This window comes from Salipaludibacillus aurantiacus (genome assembly GCF_900111295.1).
Lineage (GTDB): Bacteria > Bacillota > Bacilli > Bacillales > Salisediminibacteriaceae > Salipaludibacillus > Salipaludibacillus aurantiacus.
This window is the reverse complement of record NZ_FOGT01000005.1, coordinates 201,307-228,023: the sequence shown is the minus strand read 5'-3', so window position 1 is coordinate 228,023 and position 26,717 is coordinate 201,307. Positions and strand designations below refer to the sequence as shown.

Sequence of the window (26,717 nt, the reverse complement as noted above, 5' to 3'; positions counted from 1 at the left end):
TATGAAGAGGCAGTGAGCTGGTGATTTTACAGTAATCCGAATCACTCAGCCCTGCTGCCAACCATTTATCAGCACTTCACTTCAGCATCTTTTCTTGAGTAATAATACCAATGAATTCCAAGACTAATAACATAATAAACTATAAAGATAATTAACGCCAGATTTGCCATTCCCGTAAGGCTGATTGACCAACCAAACAGACTGGGAATTAAGAATGCGCCATAGGCAGCAATAGCCGATGTAAACCCAAGCACAGCCGCTGCTTCTTTTTGCTCAAAAATAAATGGAATCATTCTGAAGGTCGAACCATTGGCAATTCCTGTAGCAATAAATACGATAATAAACATAGTCAGGAATCCGGCAAAGTTACCTGCGTTATAAAAATACATAACACCTAACGTACCAGCTATGAGAAGAATTATATCCCAAAATGTTACAAAAGCTCCGCCCAGTTTATCAGAAAGCCAGCCTCCTACAGGACGGATCAGCGCACCAAGGAGCGGTCCGATAAAAGCAATCTGGAACACATTTACTTCTGGAAACTCGGTACGGGTCAATAACGGGAAGGCCGCAGCATAACCGATAAAAGATCCGAAGCACATCGTATACAGCCAAGTCATAATCCATGTATGCTTGTTTTTAAATATTACTGCCTGTTCTTTAAAAGAGGCTTTTACGCCTGGAAGGTTATCCATACCGAAGAATGCGGCAATCACCGTCAATACGATTGGAATGACCCAAATAAAGGCAGCATTCTGCATATATACTTCTGAATCCCCCCCCATCACTTGTGAGCCGCCGCCTAAAGGACCGAACAGTGCAATAGTGATAACGAGCGGCGATAAAAGTTGAACAGCACTGACACCAAGGTTTCCAATACCTGCGTTTAAACCTAAGGCAGTTCCTTTCGCTTTTTTAGGATAAAAGAAACTGATGTTAGACATACTGGAAGCAAAGTTTCCGCCTCCAAAACCGCAGAGTGCAGCAAGAATGGCCATTGTAATGAATGGCGTTTCCGGATTTTGTACTGCTACTCCTATTCCTATAGCAGGGATAAGAAGAGAAGCCGTACTGATTATTGTCCAGTTTCTTCCTCCGAAAACAGGGACGAGAAAAGTATAAAAAATTCTTAAGGTTGCTCCTGTTAATCCTGGAAGAGCGGCTAAGAGAAATAACTCACTTTCTGTATAGCTGAAGCCGATATCATTTAAGTTGGCTGCTATGACAGACCAGATTTGCCAGACAGCGAAGGCTAAAAACAAAGCTGAAATGGAAATCCATAAATTCCGCCTGGCATGGTATTTCCCTTGTTGTTCCCAAAAAGCCTCATTTTCCGGCTCCCATTTTTTAATTCGTGGCATGACGATCTCCCCAATCTATGTTAAAGTTTTCACATTTCCGGTCCAGCCGGGTCCTCTATATCTAATTAATCTGTCTTTATTGCTGATTTTCTTCTGCATATTCAAGTTTTCTCCAGTTAAGAAATACAAAAAAAGCTATAAATGCTGAAACAACGGAAATCCCTGAATAAATAACAACTTGATTAAATTCTCGCCCTAAATAAGATTCCACTGTCCATTGAACCATTACTACGTTGACTGCTATTGTCACAAAGATAAGTATCCAGCACATTTTTTTATCCATGGCGGTACTTCCTTCCCGTGGCATAAACTATTCCATTCTCTACTTCAATCTCGATTAACGGCAGCTCCCTCTGGGGCGGCCCTTCTACCGGCTGGCCGTTATTGACATCAAAGTACCCTTTATGGCATGGACAAAGCAATATGTCTTCTTCCTTCTTATAAAAGACTGGGCACATAAGGTGTGTACAGGCAGAATTATAAGCAACCAGATCTCCGTTCACGGTGTGGACGAGAATCGCCGGGTCATTGTCTGTCGGATAATTAAAGGTCATGGACTCCCCTTCACCTAATTGATCCAGACGGCCTATTTCAAGCCGTTCATTTTCCTCTTCTGCCATTCCCATCATCGCTCGTACGCTGAAGGGTACGGTCGACAGTCCTAAAGCTATCGACGCTCCTGCAGCAGTTTTAAGAAATGAACGGCGGTTATATTTCAGATCATCTTTCTGATCCACGTTTTTCGTCAGGTTTACCATGTCAGACTTAGAGTTTTTAAGATTCCGTCCTTTTTTACACTCGTTAGTCATCGTCCCTGCTCCTTTCTTTTAGCCTGAATAACTCAGCTCTTAATCGGAATAGACCCCGAAAAATTCAGGTACATAATCCCATTTATTATTTTCTGAAGGTTTTTTCCCTTCAATTAAGTTCATCTGGGTGCGGCGTCTTCTTAAATCCATCATCTCGTCATGATCGATAAAACGGATTGCATCAGACGGGCAGACAGAGGCACACATTGGTGCAATTTCATGCTGTGTTCTGTCATAACACATATCACATTTGTACATTTTGTTTTCTTCAAAATCGAACTTCGGTATTCCAAATGGACAGCCAAAGGTGCAGTTTCTGCAGCCAATGCATTTCTCCTCCATTGCTGAAAGGACGACACCTTCTTCAGTAATTTGAATGGCGTTGGCCGGGCACACCCTTGCACAGGCTGGATCTTTGCATTGCATACAAAGCATAGGGTACGTTTGACGATTTTCAAAGAAGTCTACATACTCAACATAATTACGTTCTTTAGCATCATGTCCGCCACATTCACGGCAGGCCGCCTGACACGCCCGACAGCCAATACAGCGTTCAAACTCCAAGTACATTACTTTTCTCATTCTTATAACCTCCTGCTGTTTTGGTTGGCCGTTTTGTTTTATTAAGCTTTTCTCAGCTTGACGGCACACACCTTGAACTCCGGCATCCGTGATGTAGGATCAAGAGACGGATTTGTAAGTTTATTTACTGACAGTTCTTTGCCCCAGTGGTATGGGATGAATACGTGGTCTTTCCGGATCGCTTTAGTTATTTTTGCTTTAACTTTCATATTGCCGCGCCTTGTTTCCAGGTAGACGTTGTCGCCGTCCAGGAAAGCGTATTGAGAAGCAAGTTCAGGATGCATTTCAACGTAAGGCTCAGGGCACTTTTCCATTAAAAACTGGGTTCTCCTCGTTTGTGTACCGGATAAATAATGAAAGACAACGCGTCCAGTGGTTAACGTATGCGGATAATCCTCAGTCGGAACTTCACCTGGTTCCTGCCACAATACTGCCGGGAGATTTGCTTTTCCGTCAGGTGTGCCAAAGGATTCTCTGAACATAGTCGGTGTACCAGGGTGATCCTCGTCCGGGCAAGGCCAGAAGACACCATCCTCTTTCTCGATCCGATCGTACGTTATTCCATAGTAATCTGCCTTGCCGCCTTTAGAAGCAATCCGGAACTCTTCATAAATCTCAGGCACATTTTTATATGGAAAGAATTTTCCTTTTCCCATTCTCTCTGCGATCAGCTGCATAATTTCCCAGTCTGTTTTTGATTCACCGAGTGGCTCTCTCACTTTTCTGATTCTGATTACACGGCCTTCAAGGTTGGTTGTTGTCCCTTCGTCCTCAGCCCATGTGGTCGTAGGTAAGACGACATCTGCAAATTCTGCTGTTTCTGAAAGGAAGAAATCAGAAACGACCATGAAATCCAGCTTTTTAAAACTGTCCCAGATGTAGTGGTTATTTGGAGCAGATACCGCCGGATTGCTGCAAATCACATGCATTGAACGAATGTTTCCGTTCTGGATCTCGTCAAACATCTCATAAGCTGAAACTCCCGCTTCAGGCATTTCTTCAGGCTTAATTCCCCAAACGCCGGCTACATATTTTACATGCTCAGGGTTATCTATTTTCCGGTACCCTGGAAGTGCATCGGCTTTCTGACCATGCTCTCTTCCCCCCTGACCGTTCCCCTGGCCTGTAAAAGTAGCCACTCCGGATGCAAACTTTCCAATTTGCCCTCTTAACAGAGCCATGGACGTATATAAGGCAACGTTATCTACTCCTTTGTTTTGCTGCTCTACGCCCCGTGCGAACATAACAACAGATCGTGGAGACTGGCCATATATATGGGCTGCTTTTATGATTTTTTCTGTCGCTACACCCGTTAGTTCAGACGTATATTCCGGTGTGAACAGTTTGACGGCTTCTTTCAAGCCAGCATAGTTATTACATCGTTCATTAACATAAGTTTCATCAACGTATCCTTCGCGTATTAGAAGATGCAGCATGCCGTTTGCAAGGGCTGAATCTGTTCCTGCCTTTAAATCCAGATGGACGTCTGCTATTCTCGCTGTCGGCGTCTCCCTTGGATCTGCCACAATCATCTTTGCCCCTTTATCTCTCGCCCGCCATAACCATTGAATTGTGGTTGGGTGGCATTCTGCTGTATTGGTTCCCGCCATGAAGAAACAATCGGTATGTTCCAGTTCCGGCCAAGGTAAGGTTGATCCCCGGTCAATTCCCAACGTTTTCATGAAGCCGCCTGCTGCCGAAGACATACAGAACCGTCCGTTATAATCAACGTATCTTGTTCCTAAAGCGACTCGGGCATACTTTCCGACGAGATAGCATTTTTCGTTGGTCATCGATACTCCGCCAAACACTGACAATGCATTTTTTCCATGTTCAGCCTGCAGCTTTTTATAATTATTTTCTATAAGATCTAAAGCTTCTTCCCAGCTGCTTTCAACAAATTCTCCGTTTTTCTTAATAAGCGGTTTTTTAATTCTTTCCGGGTGGTCTACAGTCTGATAAGCTGTAACCCCTTTAGGACACATTTTTCCCATCGTCACCGGCCAGTCGTAACGCGGCTCTACCCCTACGACCTTTCCGGACTTTTTATTTACTCTAATATGCATTCCACACTGCATGCCGCAATAGCAGCAATGAGTTGTAATAAGCTTTTCACCATCGTGCTTCAGATTTTTAACTCCTGGTTTTACCACAAATTGTGTCATTTATAATTCCTCCTTGCCTGAATGGGCTGGCTGATAAAAGTCTTCTGACCGTTTCCGGCCAAATCCCGGCATGTGTATACCATTATTTGTTTGGACAGGGGCTGCTTTTCCCGCTCCCTTAGGTAAGTTCAACTGACTCATTACCCGAAGTTTCCTGCGGCAGGCCGGACAGTAGTCAGCCAGCCAGTCTCCCTCATCATTTTTTAAATCAAACGCCTGAGCCCCTAAGATGGCTTTTACATCTTCTATCTGCTCATCGTTCGAATAAAGTTCTCCGCAGCCTGAACAGTCTCTCGTATCTACTCCCGGAGTTTCCTGATAGTTCATCGGCACTGAAACAGCCATTGGCCTCATAGGGAGGTGCACAAGCTTCCCGAATGGAAAATACACAAGGAAAACAACGACTGTAATCTGATGGATTAAAGCTAATTGAGGGTGCATCCATCCGCCTAAAAGTTTGTATGAGACTGTCAGGAACAAACCTGTTAATGTGACTGCGAGAAGCAGATATAGAGGAAATAAATCAAATTCTGCCCTCTGAGTCACTTTAAGGTCTTTATCACGAATTCTTCTGATAATGGCCATCGCAAGCCCTATTAACAGCATCGATGCTGTTATATTCAAGCCTTCAAAAAACATTTGGGCAAGCCAGCCGTCTGCAGCCATTTGAATTGTCGGGATGTTAAATACAACCATTTGGTAAGTGGAAGCATCGACCAGTTTAAAGTGCATCCATCCCAGCGTGAGACCGAAGGTGATCGCCAGGGATCCGATGCATCCCCAGGCGATCAGCCAATGCTGAATCCCTCTGTACACGCCTCTCTTAAAAATATATTTTTGAAGTATAATATTATCTATTAAGGTTTTAAAAATGGCTTTTCCATTTCTCTTCTGGCTGTTCTTTGACTTCATTTTTTGAATAGACCGTTTAATGACTTCATGTGTAGCCGGTCTCATTATCCAGGAAGTCAGCCGGACGGTCATACCGATAAAGAAGATAAACGATGAAACCATATAACCGAACAACATCCAGTCCATATGTGAAAATTGCCCTGTTCCAATCCACATGGACATAAATAAGATGACAACTACAATAAATGAGTACATACTTGATTTTGAATAAAATGATTTTTCTAATTGACTCATTATGGAACCCCCTTCTGAAAAACCTCATTTAGTCAGGTGAACTATGTGATCTGCCCAACAGGTTGTTTTTCCTCATTCATAATTAATTTGTTAAGTTCATTTTAGTTTCTGGGGGGATGAGTCACTGTGCAATCAATCACAGCGAATGTGTGATTTTCGTCACACCAAACAGGTAAATATGGCGATTTTATTAACAACAACCGTAGAAATGGCTCAACAGCAGTATTTATTAAAAAAACAGGGTTTAGGAAGTTCACATAAATGTCAAAATGACACGCTTGAACAGGGTAGACTTTTAAAGAAGCGAGTTTTTAAACATAAAACATAAAAAAGCCGTTAATGAAAGACTGCCCTTTCATTAACGGTGCGCTTTAATTATTATATTTAACTTATTTAATCTGCATAGTTATAAGAAACTTCCTGTTTTTCTTCATCGTAAGTCACTTTTAAATCTTTTCCGTCGAAATACCATTCGTCTTTTTTTTCGACGTAAAATATAATACCATCTTTTTCAACTGAAGCCGCTTCTTCTTCCGGAGCTTTAACCGTAACTCCCAGTGAAAAGCCTGATTGAAAGTTTCCACACCCTCCATATCTGGCAAAAAACTGTATGTGATCTCCTGAAGTGACTTCCAGTTCATTTTTAAACCATTCCAATGCCTGTTCGCTTATTATCACTTGCATTTTTTCCCTCCACTCTCATACTCTTTTTCATATGTTATTCCCTTATATAAATCAGGGAAAACACTTTATAAATAGTGTGAAATTTTTGGTAAACTATAGGTATACACGGATTTAATTGAAAGAGCAGGTGATTATTTTGTCTACCAAGTCTTTTTTGCATAATATACCGGTATTTGCGCCATTGCCTGATACCATTAAAGTGAAACTTGAGGAAATTATCCTGACTAAAGCCGTTACAAAAGGAGAAGTCCTGTTTAGGGAAACAGAATCGGCTGAATCCTTATACTTTATCAATGAAGGAAAAGTTAAATTAACTAAAAGCAGTGCGGACGGTAAAGAAATTGTATTAAATATCAGGCAAAAAGATGAAATTTTTGCTGAAGTAGCATTGTTCAGTCCTGAGGAAACGACTTATCCGGCCACTGCTACTGTTTTAGAAGGCGGGAGCGTCTCTTATATCCGCAATGAAGACTTGGAAATGATGCTTCTGGAACATCCTGAATTAGGTATGCCTATTTTCCGTATTATGGCAGAGCGGTTAAGAATCTCCCAAACGACGTTACGGGATGTTGCTTTGTACGGAAAACTGAGCGCTTTAGCTGCCACTCTTGTAAGGTTAACAGAAGATTACGGAATTAAAAAGGAAGACGGTATTTATATAGATATAAAGTTGACTCATGAAGATTTAGGAAATTTTTTCGGTGCTACCCGGGAAAGCGTTACACGAATGATGAACCAGCTGAAAAAGCAAAAGATACTCTCTAAACAACAAGGTTATCTTGTTATTCATGATTTAGAGGAATTAAAAACATACATGCATGATGCCTGATTACCTGCGGCTGCCCCCGCTTTTGTTCACCGGCAGGTATTTTGGCTTATTGTGTAAAGTAAGGGCGGGAGGAAAAACCACATAGTGCACCTTCTTTTAAAGTAAATTAACCAGGCTTTAGCAAAAAAAGAAGCGGCTGCTCGGGCAGCCGCTTTTTGTTCATATGATTGGGGGTCATAAGAACTTTAGTCATTCACATGTTTTGGGTTTGTTACGCTTTGTGTGGTTTGGCAAACACTGATTTTGGGGTGATCAGCTGCCAAATACGTTGGGTTCTTAAATAAAGGAAGTAAAACTATGCACCGCCCAAAAACGATGAGCAATGAATACTTCTAGTGTAAAAAAATTAGCCGGATTATTCCGTGATTCCCGTCACACTCTTACACCTTTTTTGTGAACGTTCTATGACTTATCCGCCACTTACCGGTGGAATAAAAGCAACCAGGTCCCCTTCACGGACCACGTCCTGATCTTCTGCGTATTCTTCGTTAATAGCCATCATAGCTGAATTAAACGCGGAGACTTCCGGATATTTTTCCAGAAGTGTGTTTCTGACTTCTCCTGCTGTCATTTCGGAGCCGGCTATTTCGATCTGGCGGGTTCCGACCTTTTCTTCTAACTCAGCAAATAATAATATCCGAATACTCAATTTAAATCCCCCTTTCCAGGTTTTCCTTCAGGGTAAGGCTTATGTTCAAGCTGGTCTCCCATCCATTCTTCTCCATCTTCCCAATGTTCTTTTTTCCAAATAGGTACGATTTCTTTTATTCTTTCAATTGCATACCTGCTGCCTGCAAAAGCATCCGCCCGGTGAGGAGTAGAGACAGCTATAACAACAGCAATATCTGAGATAGCCAGCTCACCAATCCTGTGAGTAATAGCAACTTTTGATTCAGGATATTCTTTCTTAATTTCTTCGCCAATCTGGGCTAATTTTTTTTCAGCCATTGAAATATATGCATCATATTTTAAATACACGGTCTTTTTCCCTTTTGTCAGTTCTCTAACTGTACCGATAAAAGTATTTATCGCCCCGGCATTTCTGTCTTCAACTTTATTAATTACTTGATTAATTTGTATGGGAGTATTTATAATTTCAAAATTTTTATGATTCATCGTAGTCCCCCTTCTCCACTCGTTTTAAAAACCATTTGAGGTAGTCCTCCATATCCTCCATATAAAAAACTGGGAAAGTATAGTTTTCAGAAACAAAATTCACAAGGCTTTTATCCCTGCATAAAACACATTTGATGTTAACAGCTTTCTTTAACAAAGATAAATCATTTTCTGTCCTTAACAAAATGGTTTTCGGATATTTTTCCTTTTTATATCCTTCAATTAGAAGGACATCCAAAGATAAAACATTATAAAAATTAATAAAATCATTTAAACTGAATGCCCGGTTGTGCTGGAGTGTCAGGACCATCTCCCTGTCACTTGCGGCAAGCGTTCCACAGGCCCCGGCCTGTCTGTGTTGAGCTGTGTCTTTGCCAGCCGGCTCTTTAGAAAGAGGGGTATGATCTCCATGATGCTTAATCGTGGCACAAGAATATCCTGTCTTAGTAAGCATGCGGATAAGATTAGCGGCTACAGTCGTTTTTCCTGAATTTGAATAGCCAACTATCTGATGTTTAATCATAATTTCTCATCCCTGGATTTTGCCGGGTCTTTTAACGGATTCTCACTTCCTTCGGAGGTTAAAAGTAAAATATCCACTTCATCACCTGATTTATACCCCCTTGATCCTCCGGGAACCGCTACGAGGGCATCTGTATAAGCTAAAGAGGTCACTACTTGAGACTTATCCATCCCGACTGGGCTGGCAAATACTTTTCCCTCTTTAAACTCAACCTTGCTTCTAATAAAACGAGTAAAAGGGTTAGGTTTTGGAAAGTCAGCTGTTAACTTACCTTTTACCGTTTCTACATAAGGTTTTCCGGAATGGAGATAACTGCGAATCCACGGTCTCGCGTACAATTCGAATCCTACAAAACAAGCTGAAGGGTTTCCTGACAAACCAAATAATAGTTTTCCATCCTTGTCAGCTACTGTCGTAACGCTGCCTGGCCTCATTGCAATTTTATTAAATAGCACCTCTGCTCCAAGCCTGTTATAGATTTCAGGCAGAAAATCGAAGTCCCCGACAGAGACACCGCCGGTTGTAATGAGAGCATCTACTTCGTTTAGTGCCTGTGTCACCGCATTATAACAAAGATTAAAGTCATCTTTCAGCTTCCCGTAATATTTAGGCTCTCCTCCGGCCTGCCGGATTTGGGAAATAATCATATAGGCATTGCTGTTACGAATTTTTCCAGGCTGTAAGTTATCATCTATCTCAAGTAACTCAGTCCCTGTCGCATAAATGCCTATGACAGGCTTTTTGGCTACTGGAACCCTGTGGTAGCCAAAAGTCGCAAGGACTGCGATGACCCCAGCCGTAATTTTCGTACCTGATCTGACTACTACTTCGCCTTGTTTGGTTTCTTCACCTTTTTTCGAAACATAGTCGCCTGCCTTAAAAGGACGCTTGATTTCAATGTAAGTCTTATCTTCTTGTGTGAACTCTTTTGCCAATTCAAACATGATAATGGCGTCAGTATTGTCAGGCATGACAGTCCCGGTCATAACCCTGATTGCCTGGCCGGGCTTTACGGGCCCCTTAGCAACGTGACCCGCCCCTACAGTCTCTACAACTTCAAGCTGTACAGGATGAGTACTGTCTGCATTTTCAGTATCTTCACTTCTTACGGCAAATCCATCCAGCGGGGAACGGTCAAACGGCGGGATTGGATGGTCTGCAACTATATCTTCAGCTAAATAACGGTCCCCCGCTTCCATGAGCTCAATAAATTCCTTTTCGCCTTTCTTTTTATGGTTCATGACACGGTTTACCGCTTCACTCACCTTTACCGGTGTTCTAAGCTCATACATCGTGCCATCACATCCTTTCTTTGCAATCTCATTCTATTTTAACAATCTTAATGGCAGATTATAGGGACAATTTCGAAACTTTTTCCACAATTTATTATTTATAAACGTTTATTAACGCTCTGTAAGTGTTATTTATAATAAAAAAACTGCCTTGTCATCAAGGCAGCCTCACTTTAATCAGCTTGGGTAACTAATTTAATATCTTCAACTGTTGCTTCTAAATCAAAATTATTTTCACCACTGTACATCCGGACAATGACACCTTCCGGGTTTACAAGGTAAAATCTCGTCGGATGCATAATGTCCTCTTGTTCGGGCAGTTCCTGTACTTGGGCTTTAAGAGACTCTAACGCAAATTCCCTAATTTCTTCTGATGTATACCCCGTAAGGAAATCCCAATTTGAAAAATCTGCTCCGTAGGATTCACCATAGTCTTCCAGTCTTTCAGGTGTGTCAAACTCAGGATCAACTGTAAAGGAAACAATCCGGATATCTATTCCTTCATCCTCCAGTCCTTCCTGCAGTGTAACCATATTAGGCGTCATTGTCATACAGACGGTTGGGCATCGTGTGAAAATTGTTTTTGTAACCCACCATTCTCCTTGCAGCGTCTCATTGTTTACATCTTCTTCATACTGGTTAACTGCTTCAAAATCCACGATTTCCCAAGGTTCTTCTGCCTGGGACACGTCAATAACTGCATCTCCCTGTGTTGATTCAGAGGTGTCTTCATACAAAAAACTGCATCCTGCTGACAGCAGAATAAGTGTTAAGAGACTCCCCGGAACAAGCCACCACTTGCTCATATAATCCCTCTCTCTTTTTATCCGTTAGTCTGGTACATTTCGTATTCTTTAAGGTTTAACTTTGGAGTATTTTCCCTGTCACGCTTCATCCAGAGCCTGAAGGTGTATCCCATTGCGACCCCATAAGCAAGCTCCTGAATGACTTTCATCATAGCGCCGCCAAACTGCTGATCATGCCTTGGGCTGAGCAATGTCAGCGACTGCTCACCGGAAAATACTTCAAACGGAATATCTGCTCCCGGAGGCAGGCAGTAAGCCATTGCTGTAGCCCACACAGATGGATCTGTATAGGTTGAATACAGCGGCTCCCCGGCAAAAATTATGAGTACACAGGCAGGAGTAAACAATACCCCGCTCATAAACATATAGCCAATTCGTTTTAATTCTGATAAATCATATTTAGTTTTAAACCGGGGTATAATATGCCACCACATTAACATGGCAGCCAGAAGCATGGCATTCTGGTAAATATTATGATAACCTTCATTCGTCATAAGGTAGTCAAATGTCGCCGGTAAATGATAAAACGAAAAAATGGCATTAAATAAAATCAGCCCAAGTATAGGGAAACCGACTATTGTAAAAACTCCCCTAATCACTTTAAATCTAGCAAAAAACTTAAAAAACCAGGAAGGGATCCCTAATAATATTAACGGAGGAGCAACAAGATATACTATTGCCATGGAAAGCATATGCATGCTTAACATAATATGCCCCATCACATATAAAGGCCCGCCAAAACCTAAATAGACAGCTAATAAACCAAGGTGAAAATATATTTTACGTCTGAGGGAAACCGGTTCAGAGGCCGGAAAATGATGCCTTAATTTAGTAATAATCAAGAAATATACTAAACTGACAGCTCCCAGAACAACTAAAAGCTCAGGTGTCCAGATCGTCCTCGCAGTGAATGTAGAGAAAAATTGTTCCATGTCCTTATCCCCTGTCATTTTTTAAGATAACTTCTTCCACACGTATTTTAACATATCTCAACCATGTTATAGTATATTTATAACATGATTTTGTTGGAAATCCTATGGATTTGCTTATTTAAAGGAAAAGCCTATATTACTTACAGGGGGAACGTTTATGAAACCGCATCTTATCGCTGTGGACCTGGATGGAACTCTGCTCTCAGATAAAAAAACTATTTCTAAACAGAACAGGTCTGCCTTATTTCGCTTAAGAGAGCTCGGCCATAAAGTCGTCATTGCAACCGGCCGTCCGTACAGGGCCAGTAAAGACTATTATCAGCAGCTTGCACTAGATTCTCCTATGGTTAACTTTAACGGGGCTTTTGTCCATCACCCGCAGAATCCGCACAGTTTTAAAACGAGGCACACCCCGCTTGATAAAAAAGTAGCTGAAACGATTATAGAAACGTGTGAAGCTTTACGCGTTAAAAATATCATGGTTGAAGTGAAAGATGACTATTATTTACGTTACTTAAATAAAGGGTTTGCTGAAGCCTTCACCTTGAATCAGTCCCCAGCCGCTTACGGTAACCTTAATAAGGTTGTCAATAAAGAACCGACTTCTATCTTGATTCACCCGGATGATCAGCAACATAGCGGCCTTAAAAATTTGTTATCAGAAGCACATGCCGAAGTTATTGAACAGCGTTCGTGGGGAGCACCATGGAACATCATAGAAATTGTTAAGTCCGGCTTGAACAAAGCAGTAGGCTTAAAAGAAATAGCCAGCCATTTTGATATACCAAAAGAGAGGATCATCGCTTTCGGCGATGAAGATAATGATTTGGAAATGCTGGAATTTGCCGGGTGCGGAGTGGCAATGGGGAATGGCATTGATGAATTAAAGAACGTAGCAGACGTCACAACGACTACCAATGAAGAAAACGGCGTATCCGCCTTTTTAAATGACTATTTTTCTCTTAATAACAAGTCTGAATGATACTAGTATAAACTGCCGGCCTGCAAGCCTGGAACGCAGTCACAGGAAAAGCATAAGACCGGCTGCCGTAACAATGAACTAAGGGAGAGAATAAATGTGAGAATATATAAAGTAGAAAAACCCGCCAGTATCGAACAAATCAAACAAATTACTTTTTTAATGATGGAGCAGATGAACAGTTTAAGTATCAATATGACAGAAGAATCTCTCTTAAATACCGTTGATAAAGCTCTCAAGGCGGACTCAGGAGCAGAATTTTTTGTTGCCGAAAAAGAAGGGAGAATAGTCGGAGGAGCTTTTCTTAATACCGGGATCGGGTTAGATAAAGGTGGACCCTACGTGTGGCTGAATGATTTATATGTAAGAAAAGATTACCGCCGGCAGGGTATTGCCAGAAAACTTCTTTTAAAAGTTCTTTATTGGGCTGAACTTGAGGAGTTCAAAGGAATTGAACTCGAAACCGGTATTAACAATGCTGCCACAAAGAGATTGTACAATTCATTAGGCTTTTATGATATTGTTTCCAAACGTTACGGAAGGACTCTGACTTAGCAGTTATCCAGCTCTGTGGAACGTGAAGTACTCGCTGCCTTGCTTCTCTGTTTCTTTTTAAACGACAAGCTGGATTACTGCAAGAAATATAATGGATCCTCCTACTACTGCAATGAGCGGAGCTCCAAGATAAGCCAAACATACGGCTACTGCTCCGCCTGCTATTCCGAACCAGATTGAATCGTGAATATACAGGACCCCTGGAAAAATTAATGCGCCCAGAACAGCATAAGGTACACGTGCCAGCATCCGTCTTGACCAGCCCGGCCAATTTTCAGTCTGTAGCGTAAGCAGTGGAAGTAAACGGGGAATATAAGTGACAATCCCCATTCCAATAATGATCCCCAGCATTGTCATATTCATGTTTGTCCCCTCCTTATTATTTTTTGATCTATTCCCTCATATACGATAACCGCCAAAATTGTCGCACTCATAATTGACCAGCCGGTAGACAGCCATAGTTGGAACACGGCATTAAACACAGCGCCTAAAAAAGCCAGCCTGATGACAACCTTCCCCTCTTTTTTCACTGAAGGAATCAGTAATGCAATAAAAAGAGCATAGAGTGCGATTGCCATGCTTTCCGTGAGCAGCCCAGGTAAAAATGAGCCGGCAAAGTAGCCAACTCCCGTAAAACCTACCCAGCTTCCATAAGCGATCATGCCTACTCCTGTAATGTAATGGCTCCTGACCGGAAGCTCACTTGTGGAAGATACAGCGAACACTTCATCAGTGAGGAAGAAACCATATAAAGCTCTGCTCCGTTTAGACCCAACTTCAGCCCGCTCCCTAATAGAGGCACTCATTAATAAATGTCTGAAGTTTACAATAAAGGTAGCTGTAATAATTTCAGCAGCTCCTGATCCTAAGGCCATCATTGATAAAGCCATATATTGTGCTGCTCCGGCAAACACCAGCATACTCATAAGCACTGCTTCACTGCCTGATAAACCCGTTGCCCCAGCGAGCAACCCAAATGTGACAGCTACCGGCATATATCCAAAAGCTATAGGGATTCCAGCCGCTATTCCTCGTCTGAACCAGTTTATCTCCGTTGAATTCAGTGTCTCTGCTGACTCCATATTATATTTCCCCATTTCTGTATGTAGTTGGCAAATGTCTTCTTTATTTTAAAATATTACTGTAAACTGTCAAGCTTATTTCATACGCCCTTGGGAGACAGGCCAGGCAGCCTGGTGTCTTTATGGCCTCAAAAAACATAGCAACAGAATGAATTGAATTTACCCATGTATGAAGTGAAAAAATTGCATAACAAACTCCAAAAATATAATTTGCCGGTGAATGAAGGCGAGGACACCCGGAGGATGAGCGCAGTCTGAAAATCCACTTTCCCGAAGAAATCCTTCGGGAAAGTTAGTTGAAGAGAAGCCCTAGGGTAAAGAAAACACAGCGAGCTTCTGTCGAGCTGATGTTGCACTTATGCCTGTGGTATAAGCCTTCGCGAGGAGTACACCGGCAGATTAAACTGTCTTTATTCTTTGTCAGAGTTTATATTTTTTAAGTACAAAAGCAAAAATCCGAACAAATTTGTTCGGATTGCTTTACGTTCCTGTTATTTTGTCCCATCCTGGTTCATTTCACTGCTGTTAATTGTCAATCATAAACCTTCCCAAAAGCCTCTTCGATTTTTGGAAGCAATGAATCCCAATCAGCATCCATTTCTTTATTGACCGTTACAAAGTCCTGGAAACCAAAAATGTTATCTACACCTTCGAGTCCCAGTAGTTCTTTTGCTAACGGATGATCTGTAGCTTCCCCTTTTTTAAAAGAAGCACTTCCTGACCCTTCAAATAGAACCTTATTTGCAGTAAATTTCATTGCGTTTGGATTTGGAGTTGGTTCGCCTCTTACTTCTATAGCCATAATTAAAAACCTCCCTCTATGTAAGTTAATTAATTTTAACACGTTTTATTCCTAAATATAAAGTTATCCAGGCTGATTTAAGAGAGCATACATAAAAGAAAAAACGGCTGAAATAGTCATCAGCCGGCTGGACACACTATATTGTTACCTATTTAAAGACTCTGAAAAATTAACATTGGGATTTAACAGAGCTGAGCTGTTTTTTGTTCAAGGCCAGCCTTGATAGTATTTTTTTCAAATGAGTGACACTGCTTCGGTCATTTTTATCAAGCGCCTCTTTTAATTCCATTAAATAATAATCAATCTCGGCATTAACAACAAACTGTTTTATTGAAGAATGCTGTTTTTTATTCTGAGGTGATATAGAGCTGACTGAATCAGCAACTGTAATATCTTCTCCGTCTTCCGTTTTAAGAACTGAGACTATTTTTCCCTGGTCGAAATAGCTTACACAGTGGATACCGTCTACAAAAGTCCGCACGACCCCGCTCCCGCCGCAATCGGTAATCAAATCTTCTATCGAAAGAGCCAGTTCTTCTGTGATTACCTCAAGCTCTTTCACTTCCACGAGTGTTTTCCTTTCACTTTCCAATTTCATGGGGATTAACAGACGATCTTCTCCGGTTTGAATAACTAACTCAATACCGTTCTTGTCATGTCTCCAGGTTAACTTATAATTTGAGGATAACAATTTATGAATAAACGACTTTAACATTGGACGGGGCAATTCAATCCTGATATCTTTAAACTGAGCACGGAAGGCAGGTTCGCTCATACGTATACTCCTTTCAATTTTCCTGAGTAAAAAGTAAATTTATATTATCCATTTTATGAGAGGCAAGTAAAAAAAGACTTTAATTTTTATCAAATTGGACGATTTGTTCATTTTCCTGCTTCCGTATACAATTGGAAGGCAGACTAATAAAATGGGGGAAGGGATGATGACTATGTATAAAGATATTAACAGCTGTATCCTAATACCCTCCCTTTCAGAAACAGAACTCAAAAGACTAAGGCAGGAAATACAGTCGTTTTGTGATCAGTGGATTAGCGACGCCTCTCTTACTAACAAATTGCCTGACTGGATTAATAATTTGAGCCTTGGATCAAGGGACATAAACGGCTCATTATTGTCAGAAAAAAAACGCTTAGTGATTCTTTTATATATTTTTGTTGAGATGAAAAACTTTCTTCTCACACTTGGTTTTTATACGTTTCGAAAACACGAAGCAGAAAAGACACTTCAAAAAATGGTTGAGCAGGTTTCCTGCGAGACTGTTTTAAATGTACAGCAGGATGACCGGCACCGGCCGCTTATTGAACAATTTAACAAGGCTTTCCCTTCTGTTAAACTTCCCAGTTATATTCAAAAAAAAACCGCGGAAGAAAAACAGCAGCACATACAATGGCTGAGACGATGGCTCGCAAGACCTCACTTCTCACTATATAAAGAGTATTACAATCGTATCGGCAGCCCGGAAGAAAAAGAAGAAGCCAGAACGTACGCCATTAATAGTCTGGCCCTGCAAATCAGCCACCCCCCTACCAGGCGCACACTGTTTCAAATACTTACTTACCACAAAGAGTTTGATTTAGGGTTTACACTTTTAAGACGGCACCAGCTTGACCCGCTTTTGCAGAGTATTGAAGAAAAGAACTTTGTACAGGAAATGTCTGCACAAAGGCCAGAGCTCACCCTTCCACTCTATATGCAATGGATTGAAAGTCTTGTAGAAAAGAAAACAACTAAGCATTACAAAGTGGCGGCCTCATTTCTGTCAGGACTTAAAGAAAACATGTTTATATTAAATCAGGAAAAAAACTGGTCTTTATTTCTGTCTCTTTTAAAATCTAAATATAAAAGTTACAAAGCATTTAATGAGGAGTTGAAAAAGTATGGCTGAAAGTCCTGCACTGACAAGGGAAATTATGTTAGCTGCGGAGACAACCGGTAAGGAGAAAGGTATCTTCCTTTTTAACGGGAAACTTTCCCAAGCGGGAGAATACAAGTTGACACATTCCAATCCACTACAATTTAAACAACGTTTATTTCATACCCATTCTTTGTCTTTTTATGGAGTGGCGTTTAGTATCAGGACATTTAAATTACAACTGAAAAACGAAAAGCAAATTGAAATTGCGGGTGTGTGGATTCCTGCGGGGGAGGTCCATCTTCTTGCCGGTCTTGACCAAACTGACCAGGAATACGTTTTTCATCATTCACTTTCCTCATTTCTCTCTTTTATAGACGAATTGACAAACCGGTTAAATATTGAGGATATTTACCCTGGAAGAGACGGTGTCTGGCGGTTTTCCCGTCATATCACCAATAAATTAAGCAATTTAAAGATTCCGTTTATGAATAAGACGGCCACTGGAACAAAGCTGGGTGCAGAAGAACCCCTCTCCTCTTCTTTATTGCCTGTAATGGAAGAATGGCTCCAAGAGTACTTTTTAAGCTCTGAAAAATTAGCGGGGCTTTATTTTAATTATAAAAATAGATTAGCTGAACATACTTCTGACAGGCATATTAAAAAATGGACAGATAGTTTTGAAGAAAAAGAGAGGTCGTATCTACTTCCAAAAAATATTTACCCCGTGGCTTTAAAATATTGGAACGGAGAAACGCCAGAACCTTTCCAGCTTCAGCTTGCCATCCATGAACCCATTTCTTCAAATCAGGGCTGGAAAATGGAATGGTTTGTAAAAGAGTGGCAGTCGGGCCATATGATTGCTTTGGAGCATATTGCGGCCGGATCACATCCATTCCGGACTAACCCTGTTCCATGGCTGAAAAGCCAGTTTATTCAATCCAGCCATCCACAGGTGTTTTTTTCTTTTAAGGATCCATCTTGTTATCATTTGGAGGTCTCACAAAAAGTGTTTGCAGATTTCTTACTTAATGAGGTCTCCCAGTTAGAAAATCAAGGTATATCTGTTCTTATCCCTGAGACTTTAAAGAGAAAAGTTCTTCCCAGGGCAAAGGCGGTTATTTCTGTGTTTGAAGATAAAGATGATCAGGATCTTTTTTCACCGTGGGTAAGGAGCCATATAACCTGGAAATTGACAATTGCTGATAAAGACATTAATGAAGAAGAATTCAGGAAATTAGTGAACCAGCAGCAGCGCATTCTTCAAGTAAATAACCAGTGGGTAATATGGGATGCCGAAATGGCAGAAAAACTTCTTGATGGGATCGATAAAACGATGCATGATGAGTCCTTCTCTTTTTTTGATGCCTTCAGAAGAAGCCTTATACAGAAAAATGACGTACAATCACTAACGCATGTGTCGCAAGCGGACGAATTTATTGAGTGGAAATTAAACAGCGAGGCAGAGAAATTGCTTAATTTTTCTGAAGGAAATAATAGAGATGCTATTTTGGCCCCTTATTGGAAAGGACTTTTAAAACCATACCAGCAAACAGGGACCCATTGGCTTCTGACTATGAGAAAACTCAACTTTGGCTGCTGCCTGGCTGATGACATGGGACTCGGAAAAACCTTGCAGACAATCGCTTATATGGATGAACTGGCGAAGCACACTAAACCGGATGAGCCCTTTCTTATTGTTTGTCCTTCCAGTCTTGTCCATCACTGGATAAAAGAAATAGAAAAACATACTGAAAATACTAATCTCTTAGTATATGAAGGCCTTCCTGATGAAAGAAGGAAGCTCTTAATAAATAACGGGCAACCATATCCCCGCATTGTCATAAGTTCTTATGCAGTCGCCGCTAAAGATATTTTGCATTTACAGACCGTTAAATGGACCAGCTGTATTTTTGATGAAGCACAGCACTTGAAAAATTCACGGACAAAACAGCGGCAAGCTCTGAAAGCTCTGTCTGCCGGGCATAAAATAGCCTTAACAGGGACTCCTGTTGAAAATCATCCGTTTGAAATCTGGAGTTTGATGGACCTTTTAAACCCGGGTCTTTTAAGAGATAAGTTGTGGTTTTCAGAACACTTTTTACAAAGCAGGGACAAAGACAGGAAAGAAGAAAATATGACTAAGCTTCGAGCCATCATTCGTCCTTTTATGTTAAGGCGTACTAAAAATGAATTTTTGAAGGAATGGGAGCTGCCTGAAAAAAATATCACAGAACATACTGTTAGTTTGACGAAAGAGCAAATGGTATTATATGAAGCTGTCACAAAAGAATGGTCTGATTCAGTTGAAGATCAGTCTGAAGAATTCCAGCGGGCCCAACTTTTTAAAACAATGACAAAATTGAAACAGATTTGCAACCATCCCGGCCAGCTGACAAAGGCTCTTGACGGACGTTCATTTTCGAAAGGACGGTCTGGAAAATGGGATTTAGCTGTGAAGCTGATTGAAGAGTGGCAGGCTCAAGGGAAACGTGGATTAGTCTTTACTCAATACCGTTATATAGGGTACTTGTTCCAGTCTTATGCAAAAGCTGCGTGGGATCTCTCCATTCCTTTCTTTCATGGGGGACTCAGCTCAACAGAAAGAAAAGAAATGATTAATACCTTTCAGCACTCTCAGACTGTCCCTTTCATGGTCATTTCTTTAAGAGCAGGCGGTTTCGGGCTGAACCTTACAGAAGCTACGGAAGTCCTGCACTTTGACCGGTGGTGGAATCCTGCAGTTGAAGCCCAGGCCACCGACCGTGTCCACAGGATCGGCCAGACTAAGCCGGTAAATGTTCATACAATCATTACAAAAGGGACTATTGAAGAACGGATCGCACATCTCATTAAAGAAAAAAACCATCTTCACAAAGCAGTTATTGATGGTCGGCCGTTGCCAATATGGACGTTGTCTAAAGATGAACTGACTGAGTTATTCACCTTCCAATAAATGGGGGGTCTGACCCCCGCCGTCAAACGCCTCTTAATAGCAGCCGGAACAAAAACTCACCCCAAATTTTAGAAGTGATCTAAAACCTGGGGTGTTTTTTAATTCCTAATGAATGCTCCAGCATTTACTGATTGTTTTCATAAGGGATAACTAACTGATATGGCTGTTCGTCCATCGGCTGTCCATCTATCTGGTAAATATTTAATTTTGCGCCGATTTTTAAAGATTCGAAAGTTAAGTGACTGTAATTCCATTCATCTTCAAACGTGAGAGAGTCGCCGGGGGACAGTTCTTCTTTAATGATGGCCTGGGTGAACATTTTTCCTTCTGCAAAATTATAAAACTTTGTTCCTTCTTCATCACGAATCACAATATCAAACTGGTGACCGGAAGAGAATTCGACTACTTTTGAGTCGTCACTGGTGTTTTCCAAAATAAGCCTGATTATTAAAGTCTCATTTTTTTCCTCTGTCTCTGCTGTAAAAGTCAATCCATCTTTTTCCACAGTCTCTGCTCCTCCCTCTTCATTTCCTGGTGAACTGTTTTCATTGGAAGCATTATTATTTGCCTGACCGCAAGCAGTTAACATAAATGACACTAATAAAAAAATGAAAATAATTGCTTTTTTTAAGCGCCCCATGTTTTTCCTCCTCCCAAATAAATGCTGTCAGTGATTTATTATGCTCGTTCCTTTCATTTAATTCTTGTCTTTTAGTCGTTACCTGTCCTCGTAAGTTTCACGCATTAGTGATCTTTTCTAAACATCCCGAAGACTCCAGTCGTCTGAACGATATTTGTAAATGCTTGCGGATCCACTTCCTCAACAACCTGCTTTAGCAGATATAATTCATACCTTGTAATAACGATCATTAACATTTCTTTATCTTCTCTTGAATAGCCTCCTCTAGCGGGCAGTCGTGTAACACCTCTGGTTACCTTTTTATGAAAGGCTTCCTGAAGCTCATCCGCTTTGCTGGTCACAATCATCGCCGTTAATTTAACGTGGCGGGTATGTATCGTATCGATAATACGTGATGCAACATAAAGAGTCAGTAACGTGTATAAAGCTTTCTCCATGCCAAACATAAGACCGGAAGCCATTACTATAAAAGCATTCATGGCGAAGAAATAAACACCGAGCGGCCGGTCACTTTTCTTTGCTGCAAGCAAAGCCAATATATCGACCCCTGCAGACGACGCTCCCCATTTAAGGACTACTCCTGCTCCTATCCCGCCTATAACTCCTCCAAATACAGAATTTAAAATAATATCGTTTGAAAAACTCTGGACAGGAATAATTTCAAGAAAAAGAGTTGTAAATGCAACATTAACAAAACTGTATAACGTGAATTTTTTCCCTACTTTATACCACCCTATGGCAGCCACAGGAATGTTTAATATAAACAGTAAAATCCCTGTCGATAAAGGGAAAAATACAGCTAAAATTTGTGCTAAACCTGTAAATCCGCTGGCAAAAACGTTTGCGGGGATTAAAAATAAATTAAGACTCATGGCTAAAACCAGTCCGCTTAAGGCTGCCACCGTAAAAACTTTACTTTCTTCTAATAAATTTAATTTTTGAAACACCTCTCCTGCCTCCTTTACTGCTATTCTATTTTTCTTTCATTATAACAGGCTTCCTTCTCTTAAAACTTTGATATTAATTAAAAATAGCAGTACAATTCGGTTCCCACATAAAGAGAAGCCCCGATGGACTACGGGGCTTCTTTACGCCTTAATTTTTCAGCTTTTCATTATAGTAATTTACTGAATACATAGCTCCCTCATTTACCATAGAATTGTCTTCCACGTCCTGAGGATCTGAATGACCGACTTTTTCTGTTAAATAAGGGTCATGCTCTTCTTTTGTTTCTTTTTTAAGCTTAGATTTGACTCGATTAAAGTTATGGGTTAACTTTTCCCTGTTCTGGTCTTTTCCTAAATAATAACTTCCGGCAGCAATTGCAGTTGCAAGCAGTGTCGATGTAAGCCATCTGTTTGCCAAATTGCCCACCCCTTCCTCTCTCATTTTTTGATGATTAGTTTGGATGTCATGGGGTCAATTTTTTAGTTCATTCCGTCAGGCTTTCCGTCCGGTAATTAAATTTACAATCGCTACAATAAGCGCAATAACCAGCAGCAGGTGAATTAAACCGCCACCTATTTCAAAACTGAATCCTAATAACCACATTAAAATAATAATACCTACAATTGTCCAAAGCATATTGTTTCCTCCTTTATTTACTAGCGTGTTTAAAATGCATAAAATTCTTCTGCCTTAGTTTGTGATATAACCAATAAAGGAAAAAACAAAACCTTCTGCGCGTTTTGCAGAAGGAAAATAGGTAATTTTATCTACTTTTTAAACTTTTTTAATTCCTCTGGACTTTTAATCTCAGTTTCCGGACCAGCCGATGTTTCTCCGTCCCAGTCAAGCATACCGCCATCAAAGTTTACAACATTTTCTATTCCCTGCTCTTTCAGGAACAACGATACATTTTGAGACCGGTTCCCGCTTCTGCAGACAAAGATATATTCTTTATCCTTATCAAAGCCTTCAACCAAGTTTGGAATTGTATGCATAGGGGCAAGGGGAACTCCCGGTATGTGCCCGGCGTCATATTCGTCCGGTTCTCGTACATCGATAACTATCTGCTTTGGATCTTTAACAGATAAAATGTTTTTTAATCCTTCTTTATCAACTTGCTTAATACCATCCCTCAAATTACTCATATCCAATCACCTCATAAAATTAATATAGTTTCACCCTCAGCTTTTATTCTCATTCAGTTCTTCATCAATCTTCCTTCTGAGCTGGAGTAACCGGTACAAATGAGAAAAAATTACTTTTGTTACTGCGTACAGTGGTACCGCCAGTATAAGCCCTAACAGGCCGGCAAACCTTCCGGCTACAAGTATGAGAACAATGATCGTCAAAGGGTGGACAGCCAGTTTTCTTCCCATAACCTGGGGTGAAATTAAATTACTCTCAATTTGCTGGACGATAACAATCGCCAGGACGACCCATAAAACCATCAGCGGTGAATCTATAATCGCCACAATTACAGCGGGCACTGTCCCAATCCACGGACCGACAAACGGTACGATATTAGTAAACATGGCCACAAGAGCAAGAATTAAGGAATAATCTATGCCAATGATTAAAAACGCAAAGTACATTAATACACCGACACAGAAACTGACAATTATCTGCCCCTGAATATATGAACTTAATTTATCGTCCATATCTTTAAGAATCCGGCGTCCTTCAGCCTGTTGTTTTTCAGGCAGGAAGCGAAGCATCTGATCAGGTGCCCTGTCTCCATCTTTTAAAAGATAAAACAGCACAAATGGAACGACGATAAAAATTAGTATAACATTAGTCACTACTCCTATAAAACCGGCAATATTCGTCGTTATGAAATCAAAAGCTTCATAAAGGTAATTAGTCAGATTCGTTGTAAGTTCCTCTATCGAAAAATTTTCTGTCTGCTGGAACCTGGCAACCCATTCATTATCCTCCAGCTGAATTAAAAGCCTTCTCAGTTCTTCAAACAGCATCGGCGCATTTTCCACCAGGTTGGTTACCTGCCTCTGAAGAATGGGCCCCACTACTATCACAAAAGAAGTAATAAGCCCTATCAGCACTAAATATATGGCCAGAATGGCCATCGGACGCGGCACTTTGTAATTATGTAAAAAATGGACGACCGGCCTTAGTAAATAAAAGAGCACCCCGGCTATCAAAAATGGAATAAACAGTGTTTGAAAAAATACAACAAGAGGCCGGAATATAAAAGATATATGAGTTCCGACTAATATAATCAGAAATATTAACAGAATAGCTGCTAAAACATTAAAAAACCGCGACTGAAACAATGCCCTTCCCTCTTTTCTATCTATCAATAGAGTAAATTATAACATATGTTTGCGTTGTTAAAGTAGAATGTCAAGTGTTCCCATTAATTTAATTTACCAATTAAAAAGGCTGCCCTAAAAAGGAAATTTTCCTTATCGGGCAGCAGGCTTTTTATACTATCATTGTTTTGTAAGGCGCTTAACGATCCGCTGGCATGTTTGCCTTTTGATCATTTTATGAGGAATAATAACATGTTTAGGTTTTGTCTCAGGATTTAAAATCTTCTCAATTAAACAATTGGCTGCTTCATATCCAAGGCTGAAAATGTTTATATCCACTGTTGTCATTGGAGGAGAGGACAGCTCTGAAATCATAACATTGTTAAAGCTGATAATTGAAATATCATCCGGCACCCGGACTTCCATTTCACTCAGCATCCTCATTACACCGAATGTCATAATATCATCAGCTACAATAAGAGCAGTCGGACGTTCACTGAGGCTCATTAAATCAATAACCGCTTCCTGTCCGCCTTCCTGCAATTCTTCATGGAATACGACATATTCTTTCTTTGGTTCAATGCCGGCATTAGTTAACGCTTTCTTATACCCTTCCATATGATCCAAAGTCACGACCGTTTCAAGATTTCCTCCGATAAAGGCAATTCTTTCATGACCTAACAGGAGCAGATACTCAGTAACTGTTTTTGCCGCTTTAAAATTATCATTATTAACATACGTTATTTCTTTCATTTCAACATCGTACGGCCGGCCAATCACTGAGAAAGGAAACTTTTCGTTATATAAGTAATTCATTACCTTATCGTTTACTTTTGAGTACAACAATATAATTCCGTCCACCCGTTTTCCTTGCACCATATCCTGCACTTCTTCAAATATTTCATCATCTGATTGTCCTGTAGAAAGGTACAGTCCATATTCCAGCTGGTGAGCTTTCGTACTAATCCCGCGGATAACTTCAGGGAAAAAAGGGTTTTGGAACGTTTTAGTTGCTGAATTAGGCATAATTAACCCGAGTGTTTTAGTACTTTTATTTGCCAAACTGCGTGCGTTAAAGTTTGGATGATATCCAAGCTCTTTCATCGCTTCACGCACTTTCTCTTTTGTCCGCTCACTGATTCTTGGGCTGTTTGCAATCACCCGGGATACGGTAGAAGGAGCGACATTTGCAATTTTAGCTACATCTTTAATTGTCACTGCCATCACTTTTACTTCCCTTCTGTTATGAAGATCTGCTTTGACGTTTCAGGAAACAGTCCCCAGTATTATCAACCACAGTACTGCAGCAGTAGTATTATTATAGAGTTTCCATCCCCTGCGCGTGAAAAAATAATCTCTTAAAATAGTATCAGCTTAAATAAAGGTGTTTATAACTTGATTATATAATAACTTAAAATAAACTATCATGCTGTTTATTTATAATTTAAAAAGAACCTAAATTCTTTTTAAATTATCAGTAATTAAGAAACGGGAAAGAGAGCAAGTCTCTCTCCCCGTATTGAGTTACCCTTTTGTTGCTCCGGAAGCAAGCCCGGAAATTAAATATCTTTGAAGGAACAAGTACACTAACGCAATTGGTACTGCAATTAGAATAGCACCGGCTGCAAACCGTGTAAACGTGTTCGCAAACTCGTCATTTACAAAATTGAACAAGCCAAGAGCAAGAGTGAAATTCTCCGGACTTCTTAATACGATCCTTGGCAAAATGAAATCCATAAACGGAGCCATAAAGTTAAATAAGGCAACAACCGCTAAGATTGGTTTAGCTAACGGGAGCAGAATCTGGAAGAAGATCCTGAAATGGCCTGCCCCATCAATTTTAGCTGACTCATCCAGTTCGCGCGGCAGTGTGTCAAAGTAGCCTTTTACAAGGAAAGCGTTCATCGGAATCGCTCCACCGATATAAATAATGATAAGCCCGACTAAGCTGTCAAGCAAACCGACAGTATTTAACAGGATATACAATGCCACCATCGCCATCAGTACCGGAAACATTTGTAGAAGAAGGAAAGCATATAACCCGTTTTTTCTTCCTTTGAACCTGTATCTGGAAAAAGCATAGGCGGTTAATCCAACTGTAAAGGTCGCCAAGGCTGACACTGATAATGCAACTATTAACGTGTTTTTATACCAGGTCAGATAGTTGCTTCTAGGGTCAAAAAACAGCCATTCATAGTGTGCTAGTGACCAGTTATCCGGGATAATCTGTGCTCCGTAAAGTCCCCTGCCGGGATTAAATGAGACTCCTAATGTCCATAACAAAGGATACAAAATTATCACAAACATAATTCCAATGACCGTGTATATTCCGATCATTTCCAGTAAATTTTTCCGTTTTTTGCTCATTG

Annotated in this window: 30 protein-coding genes; 5 read left to right on the top strand and 25 right to left on the bottom strand. The window is 40.6% G+C overall.

Annotation, left to right across the window (positions count from 1 at the left end; genetic code table 11):
- Nucleotides 1–68: 68 nt before the first annotated feature.
- The 7 genes from BMW59_RS08225 to BMW59_RS08190 form a co-directional block, all read right to left on the bottom strand.
- Complete coding sequence (locus BMW59_RS08225) at nt 69–1,361, bottom strand: MFS transporter (RefSeq protein ID WP_093050062.1); 1,293 nt, start codon at nt 1,359–1,361, stop codon at nt 69–71.
- 76 nt (nt 1,362–1,437) lie between these two features.
- Complete coding sequence (locus tag BMW59_RS08220; protein ID WP_093050059.1) at nt 1,438–1,644, bottom strand: hypothetical protein; 207 nt, start codon at nt 1,642–1,644, stop codon at nt 1,438–1,440.
- The gene (locus BMW59_RS08215) at nt 1,637–2,170 is read right to left on the bottom strand and encodes an arsenate reductase (azurin) small subunit (protein ID WP_093050056.1); all 534 of its coding nucleotides are present in this window, start codon (nt 2,168–2,170) and stop codon (nt 1,637–1,639) included. The genes BMW59_RS08220 and BMW59_RS08215 overlap by 8 nt, the downstream gene beginning before the upstream one ends.
- Before the next feature lie 39 nt (nt 2,171–2,209).
- Nucleotides 2,210–2,752, bottom strand: coding sequence for a 4Fe-4S dicluster domain-containing protein (locus tag BMW59_RS08210; RefSeq protein WP_093050053.1), 543 nt, complete (start codon nt 2,750–2,752; stop codon nt 2,210–2,212).
- 41 nt (nt 2,753–2,793) lie between these two features.
- Nucleotides 2,794–4,917, bottom strand: coding sequence for a formate dehydrogenase subunit alpha (fdhF, locus tag BMW59_RS08205; RefSeq protein ID WP_093050050.1), 2,124 nt, complete (start codon nt 4,915–4,917; stop codon nt 2,794–2,796).
- Nucleotides 4,918–6,063 (bottom strand): MFS transporter, encoded by a 1,146-nt coding sequence (locus BMW59_RS08200; protein ID WP_093050047.1) that lies wholly within the window; start codon nt 6,061–6,063, stop codon nt 4,918–4,920.
- A 393-nt stretch (nt 6,064–6,456) separates the two neighbouring features.
- Complete coding sequence (locus tag BMW59_RS08190) at nt 6,457–6,747, bottom strand: HesB/YadR/YfhF family protein (RefSeq protein WP_093050041.1); 291 nt, start codon at nt 6,745–6,747, stop codon at nt 6,457–6,459.
- Nucleotides 6,748–6,901: 154 nt separating this feature from the next.
- On the opposite strand from BMW59_RS08190, the gene BMW59_RS08185 reads away from it, so the two are divergent.
- The gene (locus BMW59_RS08185; protein WP_177174240.1) at nt 6,902–7,576 is read left to right on the top strand and encodes a Crp/Fnr family transcriptional regulator; all 675 of its coding nucleotides are present in this window, start codon (nt 6,902–6,904) and stop codon (nt 7,574–7,576) included.
- Nucleotides 7,577–7,985: 409 nt separating this feature from the next.
- Here BMW59_RS08185 and moaD read toward each other — a convergent pair whose 3' ends face one another.
- The 6 genes from moaD to ctaG form a co-directional block, all read right to left on the bottom strand.
- Entirely contained in the window at nt 7,986–8,225 is a 240-nt protein-coding gene (gene moaD, locus BMW59_RS08180) for a molybdopterin converting factor subunit 1 (protein ID WP_093050035.1), read from the bottom strand.
- Nucleotides 8,222–8,692, bottom strand: coding sequence for a molybdenum cofactor biosynthesis protein MoaE (locus tag BMW59_RS08175; RefSeq protein ID WP_093050032.1), 471 nt, complete (start codon nt 8,690–8,692; stop codon nt 8,222–8,224). Before BMW59_RS08175 ends, moaD begins: the two co-directional genes overlap by 4 nt.
- Complete coding sequence (gene mobB / locus BMW59_RS08170; protein WP_093050029.1) at nt 8,682–9,215, bottom strand: molybdopterin-guanine dinucleotide biosynthesis protein B; 534 nt, start codon at nt 9,213–9,215, stop codon at nt 8,682–8,684. Before mobB ends, BMW59_RS08175 begins: the two co-directional genes overlap by 11 nt.
- The gene (locus tag BMW59_RS08165; RefSeq protein ID WP_093050026.1) at nt 9,212–10,507 is read right to left on the bottom strand and encodes a molybdopterin molybdotransferase MoeA; all 1,296 of its coding nucleotides are present in this window, start codon (nt 10,505–10,507) and stop codon (nt 9,212–9,214) included. Before BMW59_RS08165 ends, mobB begins: the two co-directional genes overlap by 4 nt.
- 173 nt (nt 10,508–10,680) lie before the next feature.
- The gene (locus BMW59_RS08160; RefSeq protein ID WP_093050023.1) at nt 10,681–11,313 is read right to left on the bottom strand and encodes an SCO family protein; all 633 of its coding nucleotides are present in this window, start codon (nt 11,311–11,313) and stop codon (nt 10,681–10,683) included.
- A gap of 17 nt (nt 11,314–11,330) precedes the next feature.
- Nucleotides 11,331–12,245 carry a cytochrome c oxidase assembly factor CtaG gene (gene ctaG, locus BMW59_RS08155; protein ID WP_093050020.1) on the bottom strand — a complete coding sequence of 305 codons (915 nt, stop codon included), beginning with the start codon at nt 12,243–12,245 and terminating at the stop codon, nt 11,331–11,333.
- Nucleotides 12,246–12,402: 157 nt separating this feature from the next.
- Between ctaG and BMW59_RS08150 the strand changes: the two genes are divergently transcribed.
- A complete protein-coding gene (locus BMW59_RS08150; protein WP_093050017.1) occupies nt 12,403–13,227 on the top strand; it encodes a Cof-type HAD-IIB family hydrolase in 825 nt (274 codons plus the stop codon).
- A gap of 96 nt (nt 13,228–13,323) precedes the next feature.
- Nucleotides 13,324–13,779 carry a GNAT family N-acetyltransferase gene (locus BMW59_RS08145; RefSeq protein WP_245733006.1) on the top strand — a complete coding sequence of 152 codons (456 nt, stop codon included), beginning with the start codon at nt 13,324–13,326 and terminating at the stop codon, nt 13,777–13,779.
- Nucleotides 13,780–13,836: 57 nt separating this feature from the next.
- On the opposite strand, the gene BMW59_RS08140 is transcribed toward BMW59_RS08145, so the two are convergent.
- From BMW59_RS08140 to BMW59_RS08125, 4 genes are all read right to left on the bottom strand, one after another.
- Complete coding sequence (locus BMW59_RS08140; protein ID WP_093050014.1) at nt 13,837–14,142, bottom strand: AzlD domain-containing protein; 306 nt, start codon at nt 14,140–14,142, stop codon at nt 13,837–13,839.
- Entirely contained in the window at nt 14,139–14,876 is a 738-nt protein-coding gene (locus tag BMW59_RS08135; RefSeq protein ID WP_245733005.1) for an AzlC family ABC transporter permease, read from the bottom strand. Before BMW59_RS08135 ends, BMW59_RS08140 begins: the two co-directional genes overlap by 4 nt.
- A 517-nt stretch (nt 14,877–15,393) precedes the next feature.
- On the bottom strand, nt 15,394–15,663 hold the full coding sequence (locus BMW59_RS08130; RefSeq protein WP_093050008.1) for a NifU N-terminal domain-containing protein: 270 nt from the start codon (nt 15,661–15,663) through the stop codon (nt 15,394–15,396).
- A gap of 169 nt (nt 15,664–15,832) precedes the next feature.
- Nucleotides 15,833–16,438: a hypothetical protein gene (locus BMW59_RS08125; protein ID WP_093050005.1), complete on the bottom strand. Its 606-nt coding sequence runs from the start codon at nt 16,436–16,438 to the stop codon at nt 15,833–15,835.
- A 94-nt stretch (nt 16,439–16,532) separates the two neighbouring features.
- Here BMW59_RS08125 and BMW59_RS08120 point away from each other — a divergent pair, with 94 nt between their 5' ends.
- Both BMW59_RS08120 and BMW59_RS08115 read left to right on the top strand, forming a co-directional pair.
- Nucleotides 16,533–17,567: a hypothetical protein gene (locus tag BMW59_RS08120; protein WP_177174239.1), complete on the top strand. Its 1,035-nt coding sequence runs from the start codon at nt 16,533–16,535 to the stop codon at nt 17,565–17,567.
- Nucleotides 17,560–20,490 carry a DEAD/DEAH box helicase gene (locus BMW59_RS08115; RefSeq protein WP_093049999.1) on the top strand — a complete coding sequence of 977 codons (2,931 nt, stop codon included), beginning with the start codon at nt 17,560–17,562 and terminating at the stop codon, nt 20,488–20,490. The genes BMW59_RS08120 and BMW59_RS08115 overlap by 8 nt, the downstream gene beginning before the upstream one ends.
- A 124-nt stretch (nt 20,491–20,614) precedes the next feature.
- Here BMW59_RS08115 and BMW59_RS08110 read toward each other — a convergent pair whose 3' ends face one another.
- The 8 genes from BMW59_RS08110 to BMW59_RS08080 form a co-directional block, all read right to left on the bottom strand.
- Nucleotides 20,615–21,130 carry a BsuPI-related putative proteinase inhibitor gene (locus BMW59_RS08110; protein WP_093049996.1) on the bottom strand — a complete coding sequence of 172 codons (516 nt, stop codon included), beginning with the start codon at nt 21,128–21,130 and terminating at the stop codon, nt 20,615–20,617.
- 104 nt (nt 21,131–21,234) lie between these two features.
- Nucleotides 21,235–22,077: a YitT family protein gene (locus tag BMW59_RS08105; protein ID WP_093049993.1), complete on the bottom strand. Its 843-nt coding sequence runs from the start codon at nt 22,075–22,077 to the stop codon at nt 21,235–21,237.
- Between the two features lie 148 nt (nt 22,078–22,225).
- Complete coding sequence (locus BMW59_RS08100; RefSeq protein ID WP_093049990.1) at nt 22,226–22,495, bottom strand: hypothetical protein; 270 nt, start codon at nt 22,493–22,495, stop codon at nt 22,226–22,228.
- A gap of 75 nt (nt 22,496–22,570) precedes the next feature.
- On the bottom strand, nt 22,571–22,714 hold the full coding sequence (locus tag BMW59_RS21345; protein ID WP_143051210.1) for a lmo0937 family membrane protein: 144 nt from the start codon (nt 22,712–22,714) through the stop codon (nt 22,571–22,573).
- A gap of 131 nt (nt 22,715–22,845) precedes the next feature.
- On the bottom strand, nt 22,846–23,223 hold the full coding sequence (locus tag BMW59_RS08095; protein ID WP_093049988.1) for a rhodanese-like domain-containing protein: 378 nt from the start codon (nt 23,221–23,223) through the stop codon (nt 22,846–22,848).
- A gap of 36 nt (nt 23,224–23,259) precedes the next feature.
- A complete protein-coding gene (locus BMW59_RS08090; protein WP_093049985.1) occupies nt 23,260–24,369 on the bottom strand; it encodes an AI-2E family transporter in 1,110 nt (369 codons plus the stop codon).
- A gap of 159 nt (nt 24,370–24,528) precedes the next feature.
- Nucleotides 24,529–25,572, bottom strand: a complete 1,044-nt coding sequence (locus BMW59_RS08085; RefSeq protein WP_093050391.1) for a LacI family DNA-binding transcriptional regulator — start codon at nt 25,570–25,572, stop codon at nt 24,529–24,531.
- Between the two features lie 300 nt (nt 25,573–25,872).
- Entirely contained in the window at nt 25,873–26,715 is an 843-nt protein-coding gene (locus BMW59_RS08080; protein WP_093050388.1) for a sugar ABC transporter permease, read from the bottom strand.
- Nucleotides 26,716–26,717: the final 2 nt, after the last annotated feature.